The 16,411-nt window shown below is 56.0% G+C and carries 18 protein-coding genes; 4 read left to right on the top strand and 14 right to left on the bottom strand.

The genetic code is table 11. From position 1 onward, the window contains the following. Positions 1-45: 45 nt before the first annotated feature. The 6 genes from EAW52_RS24880 to EAW52_RS24860 all read right to left on the bottom strand — a co-directional run bounded on the left by EAW52_RS24880 (position 46) and on the right by EAW52_RS24860 (position 3,774). Positions 46-591 carry a hypothetical protein gene (locus EAW52_RS24880; RefSeq protein ID WP_162997727.1) on the bottom strand — a complete coding sequence of 182 codons (546 nt, stop codon included), beginning with the start codon at positions 589-591 and terminating at the stop codon, positions 46-48. Between the two features lie 16 nt (positions 592-607). Next, on the bottom strand, positions 608-1,582 hold the full coding sequence (locus EAW52_RS24875; protein ID WP_122044520.1) for an AAA family ATPase: 975 nt from the start codon (positions 1,580-1,582) through the stop codon (positions 608-610). 302 nt (positions 1,583-1,884) lie between these two features. Continuing rightward, entirely contained in the window at positions 1,885-2,250 is a 366-nt protein-coding gene (locus tag EAW52_RS24870) for a hypothetical protein (RefSeq protein ID WP_122044519.1), read from the bottom strand. A 345-nt stretch (positions 2,251-2,595) separates the two neighbouring features. Further along, positions 2,596-2,775, bottom strand: a complete 180-nt coding sequence (locus EAW52_RS24865; RefSeq protein WP_122044518.1) for a hypothetical protein — start codon at positions 2,773-2,775, stop codon at positions 2,596-2,598. 205 nt (positions 2,776-2,980) lie between these two features. Then, complete coding sequence (locus EAW52_RS26115) at positions 2,981-3,157, bottom strand: hypothetical protein (RefSeq protein ID WP_162997726.1); 177 nt, start codon at positions 3,155-3,157, stop codon at positions 2,981-2,983. 419 nt (positions 3,158-3,576) lie between these two features. Continuing rightward, positions 3,577-3,774: a hypothetical protein gene (locus tag EAW52_RS24860; protein ID WP_122044517.1), complete on the bottom strand. Its 198-nt coding sequence runs from the start codon at positions 3,772-3,774 to the stop codon at positions 3,577-3,579. A 156-nt stretch (positions 3,775-3,930) separates the two neighbouring features. Here EAW52_RS24860 and EAW52_RS24855 point away from each other — a divergent pair, with 156 nt between their 5' ends. From EAW52_RS24855 to EAW52_RS24840, 4 genes are all read left to right on the top strand, one after another. Further along, entirely contained in the window at positions 3,931-4,233 is a 303-nt protein-coding gene (locus EAW52_RS24855) for a DUF6794 domain-containing protein (RefSeq protein ID WP_122044516.1), read from the top strand. Between the two features lie 166 nt (positions 4,234-4,399). After that, a complete protein-coding gene (locus tag EAW52_RS24850) occupies positions 4,400-5,200 on the top strand; it encodes a hypothetical protein (protein ID WP_256680686.1) in 801 nt (266 codons plus the stop codon). 112 nt (positions 5,201-5,312) lie between these two features. Beyond that, positions 5,313-6,110, top strand: coding sequence for a hypothetical protein (locus EAW52_RS24845; RefSeq protein ID WP_122044514.1), 798 nt, complete (start codon positions 5,313-5,315; stop codon positions 6,108-6,110). Between the two features lie 14 nt (positions 6,111-6,124). Continuing rightward, positions 6,125-6,664, top strand: a complete 540-nt coding sequence (locus tag EAW52_RS24840; RefSeq protein WP_122044513.1) for a hypothetical protein — start codon at positions 6,125-6,127, stop codon at positions 6,662-6,664. A 62-nt stretch (positions 6,665-6,726) separates the two neighbouring features. On the opposite strand, the gene traN is transcribed toward EAW52_RS24840, so the two are convergent. Genes traN through EAW52_RS24805 form a run of 8 tightly spaced genes read right to left on the bottom strand, consistent with a single transcriptional unit; the run spans position 6,727 to position 16,398 of the window. Further along, positions 6,727-9,420, bottom strand: coding sequence for a conjugal transfer mating pair stabilization protein TraN (gene traN / locus EAW52_RS24835; protein ID WP_122044512.1), 2,694 nt, complete (start codon positions 9,418-9,420; stop codon positions 6,727-6,729). A gap of 14 nt (positions 9,421-9,434) precedes the next feature. Continuing rightward, the gene (locus tag EAW52_RS24830) at positions 9,435-10,463 is read right to left on the bottom strand and encodes a TraU family protein (protein WP_244294498.1); all 1,029 of its coding nucleotides are present in this window, start codon (positions 10,461-10,463) and stop codon (positions 9,435-9,437) included. Continuing rightward, positions 10,460-11,818 carry a TrbC family F-type conjugative pilus assembly protein gene (locus EAW52_RS24825; protein WP_162997725.1) on the bottom strand — a complete coding sequence of 453 codons (1,359 nt, stop codon included), beginning with the start codon at positions 11,816-11,818 and terminating at the stop codon, positions 10,460-10,462. Before EAW52_RS24825 ends, EAW52_RS24830 begins: the two co-directional genes overlap by 4 nt. Next, entirely contained in the window at positions 11,793-12,320 is a 528-nt protein-coding gene (locus EAW52_RS24820; RefSeq protein ID WP_010799372.1) for a S26 family signal peptidase, read from the bottom strand. Before EAW52_RS24820 ends, EAW52_RS24825 begins: the two co-directional genes overlap by 26 nt. Continuing rightward, positions 12,307-12,492, bottom strand: a complete 186-nt coding sequence (locus EAW52_RS26110) for a hypothetical protein (protein ID WP_162997724.1) — start codon at positions 12,490-12,492, stop codon at positions 12,307-12,309. Before EAW52_RS26110 ends, EAW52_RS24820 begins: the two co-directional genes overlap by 14 nt. Continuing rightward, positions 12,489-13,025, bottom strand: coding sequence for a hypothetical protein (locus EAW52_RS24815; protein WP_162997723.1), 537 nt, complete (start codon positions 13,023-13,025; stop codon positions 12,489-12,491). Before EAW52_RS24815 ends, EAW52_RS26110 begins: the two co-directional genes overlap by 4 nt. Further along, positions 13,022-15,670: a type IV secretion system protein TraC gene (traC, locus tag EAW52_RS24810; RefSeq protein WP_122044508.1), complete on the bottom strand. Its 2,649-nt coding sequence runs from the start codon at positions 15,668-15,670 to the stop codon at positions 13,022-13,024. The genes EAW52_RS24815 and traC overlap by 4 nt, the downstream gene beginning before the upstream one ends. Next, a complete protein-coding gene (locus EAW52_RS24805) occupies positions 15,670-16,398 on the bottom strand; it encodes a DsbC family protein (RefSeq protein WP_122044507.1) in 729 nt (242 codons plus the stop codon). The genes traC and EAW52_RS24805 overlap by 1 nt, the downstream gene beginning before the upstream one ends. Positions 16,399-16,411 lie beyond the last annotated feature (13 nt).

The following is a 16,411-nucleotide window of genomic DNA, read 5'->3' as shown; positions in this document are numbered from 1 at the left end:
AAAGGGGTAAGTACCCCTGTTGGGAATCGCCTATGACGGCGATGGTTATAAGTAGAAGTCCTCTCCAGCCAGACTTTCGAGCTGAGCGGCCCATACCGATTTATCCAGACCCAGGGTCATGGCATCGGCAATGAATCCATCCAGCACAGCAGGATCAGGACAGTTCTGATCTATGAACTGAGTCAGGGCCATGTAGCTTGCCTCGATCACTTCAAAGTCAGCGGTAGCACTGAGCAAAACCTCCAGCAGATAGCCTGCCTGCTTTACATCCCGCACGGCTTTCAGCAGGAGTAGAAGCGGACGATAGACGCCATCCTCCAGATAGATTTCACCTGAACCATTCAAGCTCTCAGGGCAGAAGTTGTTATCTCTAGCCCCAGGGCTACCCAGCCTTGCCCGTGTAATGCAGGCCTTTTCAAGATCATCCCGGTACAGCAGATGAGACTCATGGGGCCTTGCGATACCCAGTAACTCCAGGGAGTCCATAAACGAGTCGCAGAAGAGCTGTGCGACAACGGGTACGTCATGTTGTGGGACGGACGTTCCAAGCATCCAGTTGACATTGCATGAGCGTTCGGAGGTTGCATTCACCACAGGGGTATCCTCCTTAGGCCCATTCGCTGCCAAAGACATCTGATGCTAATTGGATGATCGCCGTTGCTTCCTCGGGCTTGGCACGACGCAGGAGCGCCATTTCAAGACCGTACTTCAAAGCAGTGGGATGTCCCTTGAACATGCAGGTAAGCGTGGCCCAGCGCTTTAATGTCCGGGTGGACATCGTGACGCTGATACTGCCGCCCTGACCGTCTTCGCCCTTGAACAACTGGCGAACATGCTGGGCTACGTTGATCATGCCGTTGCGCAGGATGGCCGGAAGCTTTGGAAAGGCAGCCTCAAGAATGAGGGCATCCACGGCTTCGTCATAATCCACGACAGCAACACGATAACGGTCCATTGACGCGATGTTTTGCATGGAGATGCCCTGATACAGACCCGAGGCGTCACCTTGCCCAACAGAGTTACCCGTCGCCACCACCCTGAACATCGGATGAGGCTTGATGATCTCGCCGGCGTTCTGAGCGATCACCAGAGGGCGACCTTCCAGAATGTCGTTAAGACCTGATAACTCCGAAGGGTCCATCATGTCGATTTCATTGATCAGGAGCACATGCCCATGCTTCATGGCCAGAGCCAGAGGCCCGTGCATGAACTGCATGGTCGGTGCTGCGCCAGGTGTCGCGCTCACAAGAGCGTGATGCCCGATCAGATCAGACAGCTCCATACGACCGTGAGCTGTTACCTGCTGAACCGGCCAGTTAAGCCGACCGAGTACCTCGGTTATACCACTGGTCTTGCCGGAGCCCGTAGGCCCGGTGACGTAGTAGGCATCGCCATCAGGTTGGTGCAGAAATGCCCGAAACTCGGTTACGAATTCCTTGCGGAACACATAGGACGAGTTGATCTCGGGGATAAAAGGGTTGGAGGTATCTGCAAAGCCCATGATCGTCGCGGTGTCAGATACAGCGATGTTGAACGTGGACGCCAGCGGAAACTTAACCAGACCGTTGTTTGTTGCCTGCATGGTGAGACTCCAGAAAACGGGCACACCAGCTCCTTGGGGAGTCAGGTGACGCCCCGAGGGGTTGAAGGGAAACGCTAAAGGGTGGTGCTAAAAGGGATTTCTAATCTTGCATCGTTGGGAGGTATGCAGCCTCTTCTTTACTCACGGGGAGTAAAAAACCGGATCACGCAAAGGCACTGGAGGCCAGTACGCTTGGGGGATCAGGTTAGCCGATGCTGGAAAGCCGCTGGGGACTTGGAGGGGTATCGTCTGATCCGTCACCCCGGGGGGATGAACAGATCAGAGCGATACCGGAGGAGACATTACACAGAGATCAAAAGACCCCGGCGCAAGTAGGTAGGCTTCTCGTAGTGGTCCCAAACCATGCTCTCTTCAGAGAAGCAGGGGGTTGCGACCGCTTCCACAACATCAGCCGGAGCTGGCGCCGCAGGAGCCTTTACCTTACGAGTAAGCAGATGCTGGATCAAAGCCCAACTTCTTTTACCAATAACACATGCCAGTTTACGACTGAGCTTACCCAGCCGTCCCACTCCGAGGACGATACCTTGTTCAAGTGTCTGGGTCAGCCATACGCAGTACTTGATAAGCAAGTAAGCAATGGCAAGCCCAACACCACAAAGAACAATAATAACGGCCGCGAACAATGAGAGTTCAAGTAGTGCAAACATGGTGAGTTCCTTCAGTGAAGGGGGTACTCACCAGTGTCTGGGAGTGGTCCCCCAGATTGGGAATATTGCTAAGGCTTAAAGTGGTAGCAGCCACTATCAGTTCGCAGAGCGAGTGATGGGTTAAACATAGCGCACTTTTTTGCAGGCCATAGTCGTACTGCCTACCCGCGCGGGCACAAATGCAAAAAAAACGAAAATATTTTGGGCATTTTCAAGGTAGAGCGGCTTTTTAAACGTGGAGGTACTCCAGTTCGATACAGTCGAGAACAGACAACCGCTGAGTGTGGGTACGACAAAAAACAGGCATAAAAAAACCGCCCAGAGGGCGGTTTTGGGTACTGCGTATTAACCCAGGAAGTACAGCGCTACAATAGCCAGTACGGATGTAGTTCCAACCGAGCCAACCGCAGCAGCGATGTCTTGCCAGGTGATCCGGGAAGCCTTTTCGTAGCGGGCATTGCTCTCGGACTCTTCCTTTCTGAGCTCTCTTTCCAGCTCTTCCTGCATCTCGGAAATGCTCTTCATGAGTCGAGCCTCAATCAGTAGAAGGCAAAAAAAAGCCCCTAGAAGGGGCTTTTTGTTTGAAGCATCAAGAATGCCGTTCGCGAAGCGCCTTGCGGGCTTCTGACTCGGAACGTTTCTGGCACCACAGGGCGTACAGACCGGTCCCACCCATGGTGATAAACACAAATGTGTAAATTAATAATCCGGCAGCAGTCTGGCTCATCAGTTAGTCCTCTACTGTCATGGCGATGCCTATAAACCATAGGCCCGTACCTATCAAGGTAGCGCACATGGACAGGCCAGTCGAGGGGCTAACGAATACACTGATCAGACCAGCAGCTACTGCCGTCGTACCAACCTTGCGAAGATCTTCGGCAAGTGCCTTGTATTTAACCTTTTTCATGCGAGTGTCGCTCCATAATCTCAGAGCGCACTTTTCCCCGGACGGGGCAGTGACGCCCCGAGGGGTTATTAAAAGAACAGCTAAAGGATGTTGCTAATTTTGCATCGTTAGGAGGTATGCAGCCTCTTTTCGCTCCACAAGGGAGTGAAACCGATCAACCAAAGGCACGGAGCGACAACTCAGACCCAGGGTACTTGGCGGATCGGTTTCAAGAGGGAAAGGCAAACCCATACGCGTGAGAAAAAGCGCGGGCTGGTGAAGCGATAACGTTGAGCGCAAGGCTCACGTGGTACAGCTTTAAAGATGCTGAGGCTTAACGTGGTAGCTGCCACGTGAAAGCAAGAGTAGCGTATTTTTCAGCGTTGAACAGTCGTAGTGCCTACCCGCGCGGGCACCAAAACAAACAAAGTTAAAAAGCGCTAGCAGGTACAGTCGAGGGTGTGCAGGACAGTGAGCGTCAGCACGGCTGTGCCGGTGAGCGGCCCAATGACCATTGCAATCTCCTTCCAGCTTAATGCAGAAGCCCTTTCGCACTGCTCGAGGAATTCAGCATGGTGCTTTGCTTCTTGTTCACGCATCTGGGCCAGATACATTTCAGACTCTTCTACGGTTCTCATAGCTGAGGCTCCAGATTGGAATGGCTTGCATCAAAGCACTTCAAAATCCTATTGATGCAAGCGTGGCAAGGCGCGATCAAGCGGACTTGCATCCAGAGGTTTCAGGGGTACGGTAGCAGTGAAATCAATGGCCTACCGCTTCAAGAGGACTTCCCTATGCAAGATCCAGCAATTCCAATTCCAGGCAGCTGGCCCACCACTGTTGAGGCAGCTGTCAAACAGCTGCTGACCATGCTCAGTGAAGAATCCAAGGCCACCGTTCGCGAACTGCCAGAAGAAGAGCTGATCCATTGCCACTATGGGTTGGGCATGGCCATCCGCAACGAATTTGGCCTCTGGAAGGGAAACGAGAAGCTGCTCAAGGCTGCCTGCCCAGAGGGAGGGCACCCTGACGATGCATCGATGGTCATCATCCAGGCGCTATGGCTGGCCTTGCACGACAAGCGTCTATTGCACTGATCTGCCAGCAGGTAGACGCTCAATAGACATCTGTCAAGAAAAATGCCTGCAAAAAAAATGCTCCAATCCGGCTACTGCCTACCCGCGCGGGTAGGGAGTACGCCCGTGGGTGGTGTGAAGAATGTAGTACGGTCAACCCTGCATTCACCACTAACGGGGCTCCCCCATGAACGACATGACATTACCTCCACCAGACGATCCCAAAAAGCCCGGCAAAGCCATAAATCTAACCCGGTCTTCGGTTACTCCAAGCAGCTATTCACGGCCCGTAATGCGCAAGACCTTCCCGCTGGCGTCAGATCAGGCGCAAAAGGTCTGCGAACGCACCTTTAGCCGTACAGCCTATTCGATGTTCTCTATTGAAGTGATCCTGCAGATCATTGGAGAAGAGAAGTCGGTCGACAAGGCGCGCGAAAGTATTGGCAAGCTCATCAGGAACACCGAAGACCAGATCGATAAACAGATTGCCCAGATTACAGAGGTAAACAAGGAACACGATCTGGACGAGAACTCCGCTTACTCGAATCCAGCCACCTATAACGTCGACATAACCAGTCCTCTGGCTATGCAGTATGCCAAGGTGCTGCTCAAGTTTGACCACATGGTCAAGATGATCGACGACCTGTGGATGAATGGTTATCTGGAGTCCCGTCAGCGCTCCAAAGCCCTGCATGACTGGCGCAACAGTATCTCGCGCCTCTCCAGCCGCATAATCAGCATTGAGAAACAGGCTCGCATTGCAGCGCATCGCAGGGGCAAGCAGGAAGAGGTCGACCAGACAGCACCAACCCGAGTTGACGAAAATGATGTCGCTGCCTCGCTTAACGAAGCGATGAACCCTCAGGACAGCATCGAGGACGCCGATGCACTACCTCAAGTTGAGGATCAGCCCGAGCCGAGCGATAAACGAAAGCCCAAGGGCAAGTCTGATTCTGAGGACGATCTGACAGAGCCGGTGCCGGTTTAGGCGAGATCAATGAAGAGTGTCTATATTGAGCGGCTTAGGTCGCTCTTTTTTTGCGCCAGACTTGCTCACAGGACATCTACTGGTAGTTTCAAGGGAACGGGGGAGAACAGCCATGAACACATTAAAGATTGCATCTGTACTGCTGACCGCGGCCATCATGACCGGATGCGCCAGCACTTCTTCAGAACCCACCGGCAGTTATGCCAGGCAGGTAGCAACCGCAGGCGGACTACGGCTTGAGGATCAGAAGGTACCCAAGGCCCAGTACGACGCAGCGTTGAGTTCTGTAACCGACGCCGGCCTCAATACAAGCGTGCTTGCCTCTTCTCATGGCTTCAACATGAATGGCGGGGCAGCGTTGGGCGTGGGCCTTGCAGCCTGGTTGTTTAGCCCTCAAGCGCCAGAGCAGAAGGATGCGGTGATAGCGTTCGCGCCGATGAGTCTCGGGAGTAAAGATCAGGCCTCGGATAAGTTCGCGAAAATGGTAGGTGAGGCTTACAAGAAAGCCTTTGAAGAGATGAATAGTTTTGATGTTTCAGACGTTGTGAAAGAGGACTCGTTGGGTAGTAGGTATAAAGTTGCTGGTGTGGGACCAGGATGCACAGAATCTCAAACCAAGCCTAACGTGAGATGCTTATTCGGTGCTGAAGTTGAAAAGCCTATTATTCGGCGAGCTCCTGAGTCACTACTTGGGAGCAATTCTGACGTATATCTCTTCAGAGCTCAGGAGAAGGTTCTAAGAGACTATTCACGTAATGCAGAAGACTTTAATAAGCAAACCTTCCTGCGTAACGTAAGTAAGCATCTTCCCGACTGGGCATATGTATATGCCGCACCGGTGCGTAAGGTCTCACCACCCATGATCTTCCATAAAGGGGAAGTGCATTACTTCGTCGTGCCTGACGCTTAAATGAGGCTCAGTCCATGACAGCGAAGTCACCAGAAAAGGATGAGCTTCAGGAAGCGATCGAGGCGCTGGCCAGACTGCGAGTCAGAGGGCCGGCGCTGCTCAAGATCGAGCCGCAAACCGTATCCCTCGATCCTCATGATCCAGACTTGCAAAAGAACCTGATTGCACACCTCGGCACAAAGGCCAGACGGCTGATCAATTTTACCGTTGGCCAGTGCTATACCGAGCATGGCTTTCCGGTCTTTGTCGCCGCCAACCATCGAAAGTGCGTATTTGGCCGCAAGTCCCTCGCGCCTGATCAGATAATCTCGGTCGAAGTCATCGAGACGCTGACCGAAGAAGACAGGCAGCTGTTTCCTTGGGGCGAGCTTCAGAGCAGGACGCTGTTCATGGTGGCGGTCAAATTGGTCACCGCCTACCGCCCTGCCCTGTACCTGTACCTGAACCTCAACAAGCCGATCTCAAGGGATACAGGCATGTATCAGGATGCACTAGCCAGAGCCCAAGCTCTATGCGCTGCCATCCAGAGGTTCAAGGAATCAAAAGGGATTTAACGGGTACAAATAGAAAGGGGACCTTCACCAGGTCCCCTTTTTTATACCGCTACTTGTTCCGTTTAATTCTGCAGCCCTCCTGGTGCAGCCATCGCATCCGTTGCTCGCTTGGCCGCGCCCTTGAGGTCTACCTCATTGGTAGCCCGGACAGTACGGTCCACGCTGTTTTCACGCAGCTGGTCGGTGTTCAGGAGACTGCCCTGCCCTGTGAGCGTTTCCAGCGTGACGTTTTCGGTAGTCGGATAGAGGTTGTGCAGGTTCAGGAGATTGACCCACTCGGTAAGGTCAATCGTGTCCCAGTTGAGCTGGCCAATCTCGTCGATTGTAAGCCCACCACACTCCGGCTCCTCAGCGTCGCCCCAGTTCTTGCCGAGTTGAGGTCTGGCCTGCTCCTGAATGATGCGGGACAGCGGTGAGTTGAAGCAGCAATACGACTCGCGCTCTTCGATACAGAGTCCCGCTACCTTTGTCTTGCAGTACTTGCCGACCTTGTGGCAGTTGCCCAGCTCACGCTGCGCATTGAGTTCAAACTCCTCCTGCTCGCACTCCCAGATCATCTCAATAATAACCATCGCAATGACGTAGTAGGTATATACGGTCATTAGGAAGCCAAGAGCGCTCGATGCGCCCTCGACTACCGTTTCCCCTGTAGTTCTTTCCATTACTTTCTTTGTAGCTCCGCTGGCCGCGGCTCCTGCCGCCCCGGCACCTCCCTGCTCAGCAGCTGTGCCCATGGCATTGAAGAAAAGCTTATTTAATTGATCTGCTATCTCCTGTTTAACCGTATCAATGGCCTTGTCCTTGAGCCCAATAATCCCTTCATAAAAGGATGTGAACGGCTTGGTGATGGGCTGGAAGGTGTTGACCACGGGATTACGCAAGGTGGCATAGCTGCTCTGGATGGTGCCCAATGCACTTCCACTATCGATGCTCATGATTGCTGAATCGATCTTGGGTACCGCCAGGACCAGTGCCAGATAATCGCCTACCGAGACGTTGGTTGGCTGCTCGCAGCAGTCCACCGAGCCACCGATGGCTTTCTTGCATTCACCCGGTTCGGCCTTGAAGATCTCACACTCAACGTTGGTCGTGGCATCGGCCTCGGCGCACGCCAGATCCTCGCCCATGAATTGCGCCGCCTGAAGCAGCGATGCTGCCTTGTCGAAGTCCTGACTCACCTCCCGCGTGATGCCGATACACTCCGCTCCCATGCAGCTCACCGAACGCTGGCATGACTCAGGATGATCAATGCACCCCGGAAACGCCTCGGCCAGATCCACCTTGAGTTTGCAGGCGATATTGGATGTTGCCGCCCCACAGTCATAGGTCTCGGTAAAGCGAATGCACTCGCCGGTCTCGGTGGCCTCACTGCACACCGACTTCACCAGCCCGCACTGGGGATTGTCAGCCAGAGGCGTACAGGTGTCCTCGTAGCCGTCGATGGATTTACTGGCATCGATTGTGGCAGTCATGCTGCGGCACATGGGCGAGATACCTGAAAGCCCGGTGCTTGGGAAATCACTCTCGCACACCCTGACGCCGTTCTGGGTCATACATCCCGCGCCATCCAGCGCGGGCATCTCTGTGCAGCTGTAGGAGACATCGCTGTAGTACTTGGTCGCCTCCTTGGTACGCGCCAGACAATCAGCCGGGTCCCAGCCATTGTCCTTTACCGCCTTGGTCGAGTCATAGTTGAGCCGGATACGCCCGTAGCCCTCACCTGCACCTGTGACCGAGACACGGATCTTGAAGCGCACCGTGGCGCCCGCCTTGACGTTCTTGAACAGGCTGGTGACGTCAACCAGAGGGTTGGCGGTCCAGCTGGTGTTCAACTCACAGGCACCAGCCGTCTCGGGTGGAAAGTTATTGTTGGGTCCCTGCCAGATGAGCTTTTCCTGACCGGCAGGCCCTACCCAGACCTGCATGTAGTCATCCCACTTGGCATATTCGAACTGGGCGCTGATTACGGCCTCGGGATTGATCACCGTGACTTCGGTGAATTGCTCATAGATCTTGCAGTTGCCCGTCCAGTAGTCATTTCCTACCTCGCCAATCCACAGCTGCATGCAGCCCGGACCACAGGAGTTAAGGTTGGCGGGGCCTGCATGGTGCTCGATCACGCCCACGGTATAGTCATGGTCCGCCTCGCACTGACCGTTGGGCATGTTGGGCCGGGTGCACTGCTGGAACTTGTTGGTGCTGGCGGTCGGGTCAGTGCCGTCATCGCAGTCGGGAAACAGTCCATCCGCGCTATCGGTGGCCGTATACAACTGGTTGGTCTGCTTCATCATGGGATCGTTGGTGAGATCCATCTTGCCCACCGCCCGTGCGCCCTGAACCACCTCAAAGGCCTGCCCCTGCAAGGACACCTCACCGCTGTCCTGCTCGGACCTGAGCGTACTCAGGGCTTCGGTGCCCGCCGAGTTCATCGCATCGCCGTCGTTGTACAGCTGCTGAAGATCCGTAGGGTCCGCCGCATGGGGGAAGTACTTGTTGACCTCATCACCCGTACCGCCCGGAAACAGCTCATTGACGTTAAGGGAGGTGTTGGCGCCCGGCAGTGTGAGCGTGCCATCCTCGCTGTAGGTAGCCAGGTCAGAAGGATTAGGCGTGATCTCTTTGCCAAATTCCTGAGCGGCCTTTCCGACCGCTGCCATGTCAGCCGCCTGCGCATGCTTCTGGTCAATTGGCATCCACAGCATCAGGCCGATCATGGCCAGCGCCGTCGTTCGATAGAGGAGCCCTGTTCTGTTCATTGTCTACCACTCCCCTATTGAGTCATGCAGCAGTCTTTCCAGCGCCAGATCGTGTAGATCGGGTCCTGTCCCTCGGCTGGAATGGTTCTGGCCTGCCCCCAGATCAGCGTGGACTCGCCGATCTTGTGGCCCTTCTTGGTTTCGGGCAGTGGATGCAGGATGGAAAGCTTGTACTGGCTCTTGGGAAGCGTTGGCGTGATCTCACCGCCACACATGGCGCCATCGCCCATGGTCCCGTAAGCAAGACCGCGACGATGAAGCGCTGCCAGCACACGCGCGCTCAGCAGCGAGCTGCCCTTGATCACGCCCCGATTGCCCGGCACGCTGCCGACCAGCGGGTACAACGTGCCCCAGCTGCCCGCACACCAGAACATGCTTTCAATGGGGTTGCCGGTAGCAGACGCCACGGCATCAGCGCTACAGGCAGTAGCCGCAACCGGATTGGCCACCGCAGCCGCTTCAGGGTTGGCAAAGAAAGCCAGCTCGGCGTTGTTCCAGGTCGGGTCCAGCTCGGACATGTACATCACGTCCAGGTCCATGTAGCCGTCGTTCTGGCACCATCCCGAGGTAAAGAGATCCAGAATCACCAGCAGCGGAAAGGCGTAGTAGTGGTAGTGCATGAACATGCCGTCCTGCTTGCCGCCACTGCCATAGCCATGCGTGCCCTGAAAGGTGCGGTCAAAGGGAAAGCGCACGCCGTTAAGTACCGATGAGCAGCCCGGTACCCGCTGGAATTCCACCAGACGTGCCGGCTCCCACATACCCGAGCTGATACCCGGACGCGGCACGTTGTTGGTATCCCAGCACATGCAGGCCGACTTCTTGCTGGCGCCCTCCGGCACACCGCTGGTTTCGCCTGAGATAGAGACGCCCGCTACCCGCAGGGGAAAGAGGCAATCCCAGCAGATATCCGTAATCAGCTTGGGGCCAATCACATCACCGCTGTAGCAGCCCACCGCTGCAGTAGCCGTAGAAGGCAGTGCGCCCCAACCAATGGCCAGGGCAGTCCACATTAATAGCGCTCTCCAAAAGGACGTCTTCATAGCGCACTCCCGTCCTTGGCTGTCAGCTCCTTGACCACAAACACCTTGCCGTCACTGGTCACGATGCTGGGGGTATGCTCGATCTCGAAGCGCTCGATGATCTCCTTGGTCACCAGGTACACCGGCGCTTCAAAGCGGTTGGAGAGGTCTGTATAGCCTTTCCAGCCCTGCTCCTTGTCCATCTGGGTGGCCAGATAGGTCAGCTGCCTGATGTTTGGCTGTTTGGCCAGTTCAGGAAGAACACGGTCAAGGATCTTCATCTGGCCCGGTACCGATGGATCAAAGATCACCAGCGCCTGCGTAAAGGGCACCTGATCCAGTGGGTTGAGTACCGTACCGGCTTTCATCAGGACCTTGCCGTCTGCGCCAGTCAGATCCTGCAGCACGGTCACGCTGGGATCGATGGTGCGGGTACGCGAGTGTGAGGCAGGCGGAATGTAGTTGAACTGCTGCTTTTGCCAGAACCGTCCGACGGCAGCCTGCTTTTTGGCTTCCCAGTCCACCGAGGCCACGCGCTCCTGCATCATCTCGATCAGGTCCTGCTCGGCTATCTCCATGACCGGGCCCCGGCGGCCCTGATCTCCGGTCTGGCCATCGGCAACCTGCTTTTCCAGCCACTCGGGTGAACTCAAGCCTTCTACCCGCGCCAGCACCTTTCGATCTACAAATTCGTTATGGGCGGGATCGTCCATGGCAATGATGGTTGGGACTTCAACTACCTTGAAGTCGCGGTAAAGGGTGGGATCGATCACGAGGTTGGGCAGCGGGTCGTATTCAGCAATGAGATGCTGGTAGTGCTTCATCCCTTCGTCGAGCTTCATGCCTTCCGGTACGCCACGAAATACCAGCACCACGTCCTGACGCTCGGAGGCCATCTCGAAGACCTCCTTGAGCGCCGCCTTGCCCAGGGAGAGCGAGACAAACAAGAGCATGGAGTGATGGGCATAGGTCTCGTTCTTGCGCGCTTCCATTTTGGCCGCCCGTAGCGTGGGATCGGTTTCCTCCATTGAGCGCACCAGCTCGGTGGCCTCGCCCATGGCCCTATCCATGCTGGGATTGGCCATGGACTTCAAATCGATTGATGCCCCGGCATCCTGCTTGATGGCCTCTCCCTGCTCCACAATGGCCTGATCCTCAGCAGTCAGCGCCGTACTGCCCAGATGGGTACTGCCCACCACAGTGCTCTTCTCGGTGTCCTGCCGGGGCGTCAGGAAGGTGCGAAGGTCGCGGCCCTGCTCGATTTCCGGTGGCATGTTTGCAAGATCCGGAAGGTCAGCACCAGAGGCGGCCTGAGTCGCCCCCAGTACCAGTGAAAGAGCCAGCATGGCCCTAGAAAAGGGGATATGAGCGTCCAATGATCTGCTCCTTGGTCACGGTGCCCCAGTAGCGGGAGTCAAAGGAAAGCGGGGCATCCCCCATGAACCAGTAGGCGTTGGGACCCAGGGTGCCCTTGCCGATAAAGGACGAGCGCGAGCGCCCGAGCTTGTCGGCATGAACAAGGCCCACGGCCACGATCTCGCCGTTGACCTTTACCTGCTCCTTGAGGTTGATCTCGACTTGATCCGACGGCACGCCACGCAGGTACTTCACCAGTCGATGCTCGGGGGTGTAGATGCCCGGAATGACCTTGGGGTGAAAGGCGTAGAGCTTGCCCTTCTCCATGCTCTTGTCGCCGCGATCGATCAGGTAAAAGCTGTAGCCCTTGATGCTGATGACCTGTTGCGGGTCATAGGCAAAGGTAAAGCGGGAAAAGAACATGGCCCCGCTGCCCACGATCAGCGCCGTGGTCAGGGCCATCTTGACGGTGAAGCGGCCCCAGGACTCCTTCTTGTTGACGATACGATCAAACCTTCTCATGGAGGTCCCCTCCCGATATGTCAGTGGAGGACTGCCCAAGGACCGCACCATCCCGTACATCCTGTACAGGGCTGTTATCTGCCTCACTCCTGAGCCTGAAGGTAATCTTGCAGTTGGCCAGAATGATCTGGGCTAGCTGCTCACGCATGGCAGCGTCGTTTCGGTAACTCATGGCTGAGTCCTCGCAGGGGCTGACAGGGGATTAAGTGCAGGAACGCCAGCGGAGGAACCACTGGCGGATGGGCCAGACGCCGTTAGCTGCTCTACAGGCAGATACAGATCATCAGGAGCGGTTAGGACCGCTCGGGCATCCAGCACCGTGACGCCCTGCGCCTTGAGTTCAAGCACGCGCCGGTTGGTGTTGGCCATGATCTGTGCCACCTGTTCGGCAGATGCCCCTTCCCGGCTGTAGCGCTGCGCCAGCGCCACAAAGTCCACCACCACGAGCGAAGGCTGGCTGGTCTCCAGCGCCACGACCCGCTTGAAAAGAATGCCGCAGATAATGAACAGGCCGATCACGGCCACCAGCATGAGCATCTGCAAGGTCGTCATCGAGCTTTGCTCAAGGGGAACATGGCTTGAAGGTTTGGCCGACGAACCTGTACCTTCCGGCGCTGTAGAAGGTGATTTATCTGCTACAGGTTGCTCTCTGTGAGAAGGCTGCACAGGACTATCCGCAATCGGGTGTGCTATTGACTGGCTCATGGAGTGACCTCCTCTTCAGCGGTGGCGGTGGCTGGCGTGGACTCAGGATTCTCGGGTTGGGCTGGAGATTCAGTGGCCTCTGGAAGCGACAGGGGAACCAGTCGCGGTGAGGGGTCACTCTTGGAGCTGGCCGAGCGACTCTTGCGAAGCTTGCGCTCATGGGATTGGGCCTGCTCAATCACCTCATCGTCTGCCCGCGTGTCCAGCTCGCCCCGGTCCCGCAACACGGCATAAATGGCATCAGATACACCCAGTCCCATGGCCCGATAACGATCGATCTGGCCGACGTCATTGGGATCGGTGGAGTACAGGAGCTTCTGGAAGGGGCCTACGAATAGCCGACCGACCCCGATACCTGCCTTGCTGCGGATAAAGATCTCGGAATACACCCCCGTGACGGTGTGCACGGTCTTGAGCAGACTAAAGCCACCATCGGAAAGCGTCAGTCGACCTGAGCGCTTGATCGACTCGATTGTTTCGTTGGTCTGTCCCAGCAGGAACATGAACGCACTGTTCTCGGCGATAGCCCGCCCGACAGGGTTCTCGTACAGGTCATTGACGGACTGCGTAGCGATCAGCATCGAGCCCTGATACTTACGGAACTTGCGGTAGGCATGCTCCATAAATTTGGAAATATCACCCTCCTTGAGCAGGTCCCAGGCCTCGTCGATGAATACGATTTTCTTGACGTTACGATCACCGTGATACACCGACTGCTGGATCTGGTAGATCAGCTGGAGCAGAACGATCTGGCGCAGGTGTGTACGACCCTGCAATTCATCCAGTTCAAGCACCGTGAACTGGTTGGTAAAGCGCATGTTGTTCTTGCCGTGGAAGTACTTGCCGTAACTGCCGTCCTTGGTAAACACATACAGCTGGCTACCCACATCCTTTACCCGCTGATCATGATGAGCAAGGCAGGCCTCGGCAATGTCGTCCACCAGCATCGCATTGCCCTTCTGCCTCCAGATGCCTGCCATCAGCCGGCGCGTCTCAGCGATCTGAAATTCCTCAAGGTTGCCCTTGGGCGAAGCCATGGCCATGACCTGAGCGACCAGGGCATCCTCATCATCGAAATAGTCCACCACGATATCGAAGGGGTTCAGGCATATCGTCGAGGACTCGCCAAACTGGACGTAGGAGCCCTCCAGCGTCTCGCAGAGCTTTTCATAGGATTTACCCGCATCGATCACCCAGACCTGTGCGCCCTCGCTCATGTAGGCGGTCAGCAGTTCGTTGGCAAAAAACGACTTGCCTGAACCGGATTCCGCCGCAATGACTCCGTTCTTGTTGGTTTCCGAGTCGTGCAGGGACAGTGACATGAACTGGCCGTTGCGCGAGACCAGACCCACATGAGGGGTGCCGGTGCCCTTCCACTCCCCAAAGAGCGGCAGGAGAACAGTGGCGTGCTCGGAGGTCAGCGTCTTGTAGCGGTTCAGCTCAATAACCGCCTTGTGATCAGCACCAAAAGGCAGGGAATTGATCAGCATGGGCAGCTGGATGTACTTGTCCTGCTTCATGATGAATTTGCTTTCCGCCCATATGTCCTGCATGGCGGCGGCCGCAGACTCGACGCGCTTGAGCGTGGGTGCGAAGATCACGGCGCAGTAGTTCATCCTGAGTCCGCGATTACCCGCCGACATGGATCTTTCCAGCGTGTCGAAACTCTCCTTTTTCTCTCCCAGTACCGGCACGATCTTGAGCAGCGGCCCAAAGGCCTGGTTCACCGTCAGGGTGCGCTTGCGATCCAGACTCTTCTTCTGCTTTTGCGCGTTGGGGTAATACACGTTGCAGCAGATGGCGTAGTTTTCCTTGATCGACTGCCCCTGCCCGCTCAGATCCCCTACGTAGCCGATAGCATCGCCAAAAAAGAAATAGTTGGGCAGTCGCTTGGCCGACAGGACCTTGGCATAGGTGTCACCCAGGCGTAGATGGGTTTTCTTGACCTCGACATCGGTCTCGTAATCAAAGACCTGCTCGTTGATAGGCGAGGTCTCATCCCAGCTATCCTCACCCAACCGCCAGCCGGAACGCTCACCCCAGTTGAGCAGGGTGTTCAGGATGCGCTTGAGTTGGTCGGCGTTCATCTTGCGAGGCCCGAAGCCGATGGTATTTAGCGATGACTCAAGCTTCTCGCCTGCGGTAAACAGCTCTTCCAGCTCCTTTGTACTGGGCAGACGTTCCCTGATCGGGATCTTTAGCGTGATGACCAGCTTCTGGTCATGGATAACGCCGTTGTTAAAGACGCCCTTGTTGCCGCGTGCGATAAGCGGCTCACGGGTATGCTGGCGGAAAAACTCGACGCGGCTGTTGATGATTTCCGAATGCAGGGGATGGGTGAACTTGTCCCGGAGGCGCTTCATGCTGTTGAGCGGGGCCTGCACCTCCGGTGAGAGGAACATCATGAATGAGATGATGGTGTCGTTGGGAAAGGGCTGGTTGAGCATGTTGTTAATGGACGCCTGCTGGCGCTCATCTACACCCGGCAGCGGCCGGCACATAAAGCCAACCCCAATGGTGCCGTCGTTATTGAAGAAGTATTCCTTTTCCTCGTCATAGGCGATCACGGGTGAGAGCTGGGAGGCCCTGACCTCGCGCGGGATAATGCCCTCGGCATGCTCTTCTCTACAGCTGATGAACTCCATTACTGATCCCCCTTGCCACTAAGCCATGCTTCGAAGTTTTTCGGGCGCCCACGCGAAACCCGGCCGTCATCGCTGATGAGGTACGGAATACCGTCCACCCCGAGCAGGTTGGCGGTCACCAGGGACTTGGCGTATTTCTCTTCGGGGCACTTGTTGAGCGTTTCGAGCTCCTCGATCGTGCCGTTCAGGAGGGCATCGAGCTGCTGACGCTCATCCCTTGCACAGGCCAGGCGCTTGATCAGGCGATTGGACTCATCGCCCAGTGCGGGGACCGGCACAAACACAAAGGTGTATTCGCTGGTGTACTGGTTGGCTTCATTAGCCAGCGCATGGCAGTAAGAGCACTGAGGGTCGGTAAAGAACACCACCTCCTTTGCGCCATGGCCCATGCGTATGGAAAGCAGGTCATCAATCTTGACGCCCATCTTCGAGAGCAGAATGCGCGAGGAGGACTCCTGCGCCTGAGCAATGGTGTCGATGTGGCTTTGCAGCCAGGTGTCGTACACCTCACCCCTGAAAACGTACCGCCCATTGCCACTGATGAAGTAGAGCTTGCCCTCGGACTGGAGCACCTTCATGCCATCAACCGGAAGGCTGGCCTGCCCGGTAATGGTCTTTGCTGCCTGTTCGATGGTTTGGGGAGTGATAGGCTTGGCCGCCAGGGCCGATTCGGCTAAGCCGAGGCCTGCCACCAGCGCGAGCGCAAGCTTAAGATTTGGATAAGACATGCAGACCTCGGAA

This window comes from Pseudomonas sp. LTJR-52, from assembly GCF_003691465.1.
GTDB lineage: Bacteria > Pseudomonadota > Gammaproteobacteria > Pseudomonadales > Pseudomonadaceae > Chryseomonas > Chryseomonas luteola.
The sequence above is the reverse complement of the archived record's forward strand: the minus strand, read 5'-3'. Positions and strand labels throughout refer to the sequence as shown.

Bases quoted from the DNA above. Each gene is read 5' to 3' on its own strand.
- EAW52_RS24875 (WP_122044520.1), bottom strand. From the start codon at position 1,582: ATGCAGGCAACAAACAACGGTCTGGTTAAGTTTCCGCTGGCGTCCACG.
- EAW52_RS24870 (WP_122044519.1), bottom strand. From the start codon at position 2,250: ATGTTTGCACTACTTGAACTCTCATTGTTCGCGGCCGTTATTATTGTT.
- EAW52_RS24865 (WP_122044518.1), bottom strand. From the start codon at position 2,775: ATGAAGAGCATTTCCGAGATGCAGGAAGAGCTGGAAAGAGAGCTCAGA.
- EAW52_RS26115 (WP_162997726.1), bottom strand. From the start codon at position 3,157: ATGAAAAAGGTTAAATACAAGGCACTTGCCGAAGATCTTCGCAAGGTT.
- EAW52_RS24860 (WP_122044517.1), bottom strand. From the start codon at position 3,774: ATGAGAACCGTAGAAGAGTCTGAAATGTATCTGGCCCAGATGCGTGAA.
- EAW52_RS24855 (WP_122044516.1), top strand. From the start codon at position 3,931: ATGCAAGATCCAGCAATTCCAATTCCAGGCAGCTGGCCCACCACTGTT.
- EAW52_RS24850 (WP_256680686.1), top strand. From the start codon at position 4,400: ATGAACGACATGACATTACCTCCACCAGACGATCCCAAAAAGCCCGGC.
- EAW52_RS24845 (WP_122044514.1), top strand. From the start codon at position 5,313: ATGAACACATTAAAGATTGCATCTGTACTGCTGACCGCGGCCATCATG.
- EAW52_RS24840 (WP_122044513.1), top strand. From the start codon at position 6,125: ATGACAGCGAAGTCACCAGAAAAGGATGAGCTTCAGGAAGCGATCGAG.
- traN (WP_122044512.1), bottom strand. From the start codon at position 9,420: ATGAACAGAACAGGGCTCCTCTATCGAACGACGGCGCTGGCCATGATC.
- EAW52_RS24830 (WP_244294498.1), bottom strand. From the start codon at position 10,463: ATGAAGACGTCCTTTTGGAGAGCGCTATTAATGTGGACTGCCCTGGCC.
- EAW52_RS24820 (WP_010799372.1), bottom strand. From the start codon at position 12,320: ATGAGAAGGTTTGATCGTATCGTCAACAAGAAGGAGTCCTGGGGCCGC.
- EAW52_RS26110 (WP_162997724.1), bottom strand. From the start codon at position 12,492: ATGAGTTACCGAAACGACGCTGCCATGCGTGAGCAGCTAGCCCAGATC.
- EAW52_RS24815 (WP_162997723.1), bottom strand. From the start codon at position 13,025: ATGAGCCAGTCAATAGCACACCCGATTGCGGATAGTCCTGTGCAGCCT.
- traC (WP_122044508.1), bottom strand. From the start codon at position 15,670: ATGGAGTTCATCAGCTGTAGAGAAGAGCATGCCGAGGGCATTATCCCG.
- EAW52_RS24805 (WP_122044507.1), bottom strand. From the start codon at position 16,398: ATGTCTTATCCAAATCTTAAGCTTGCGCTCGCGCTGGTGGCAGGCCTC.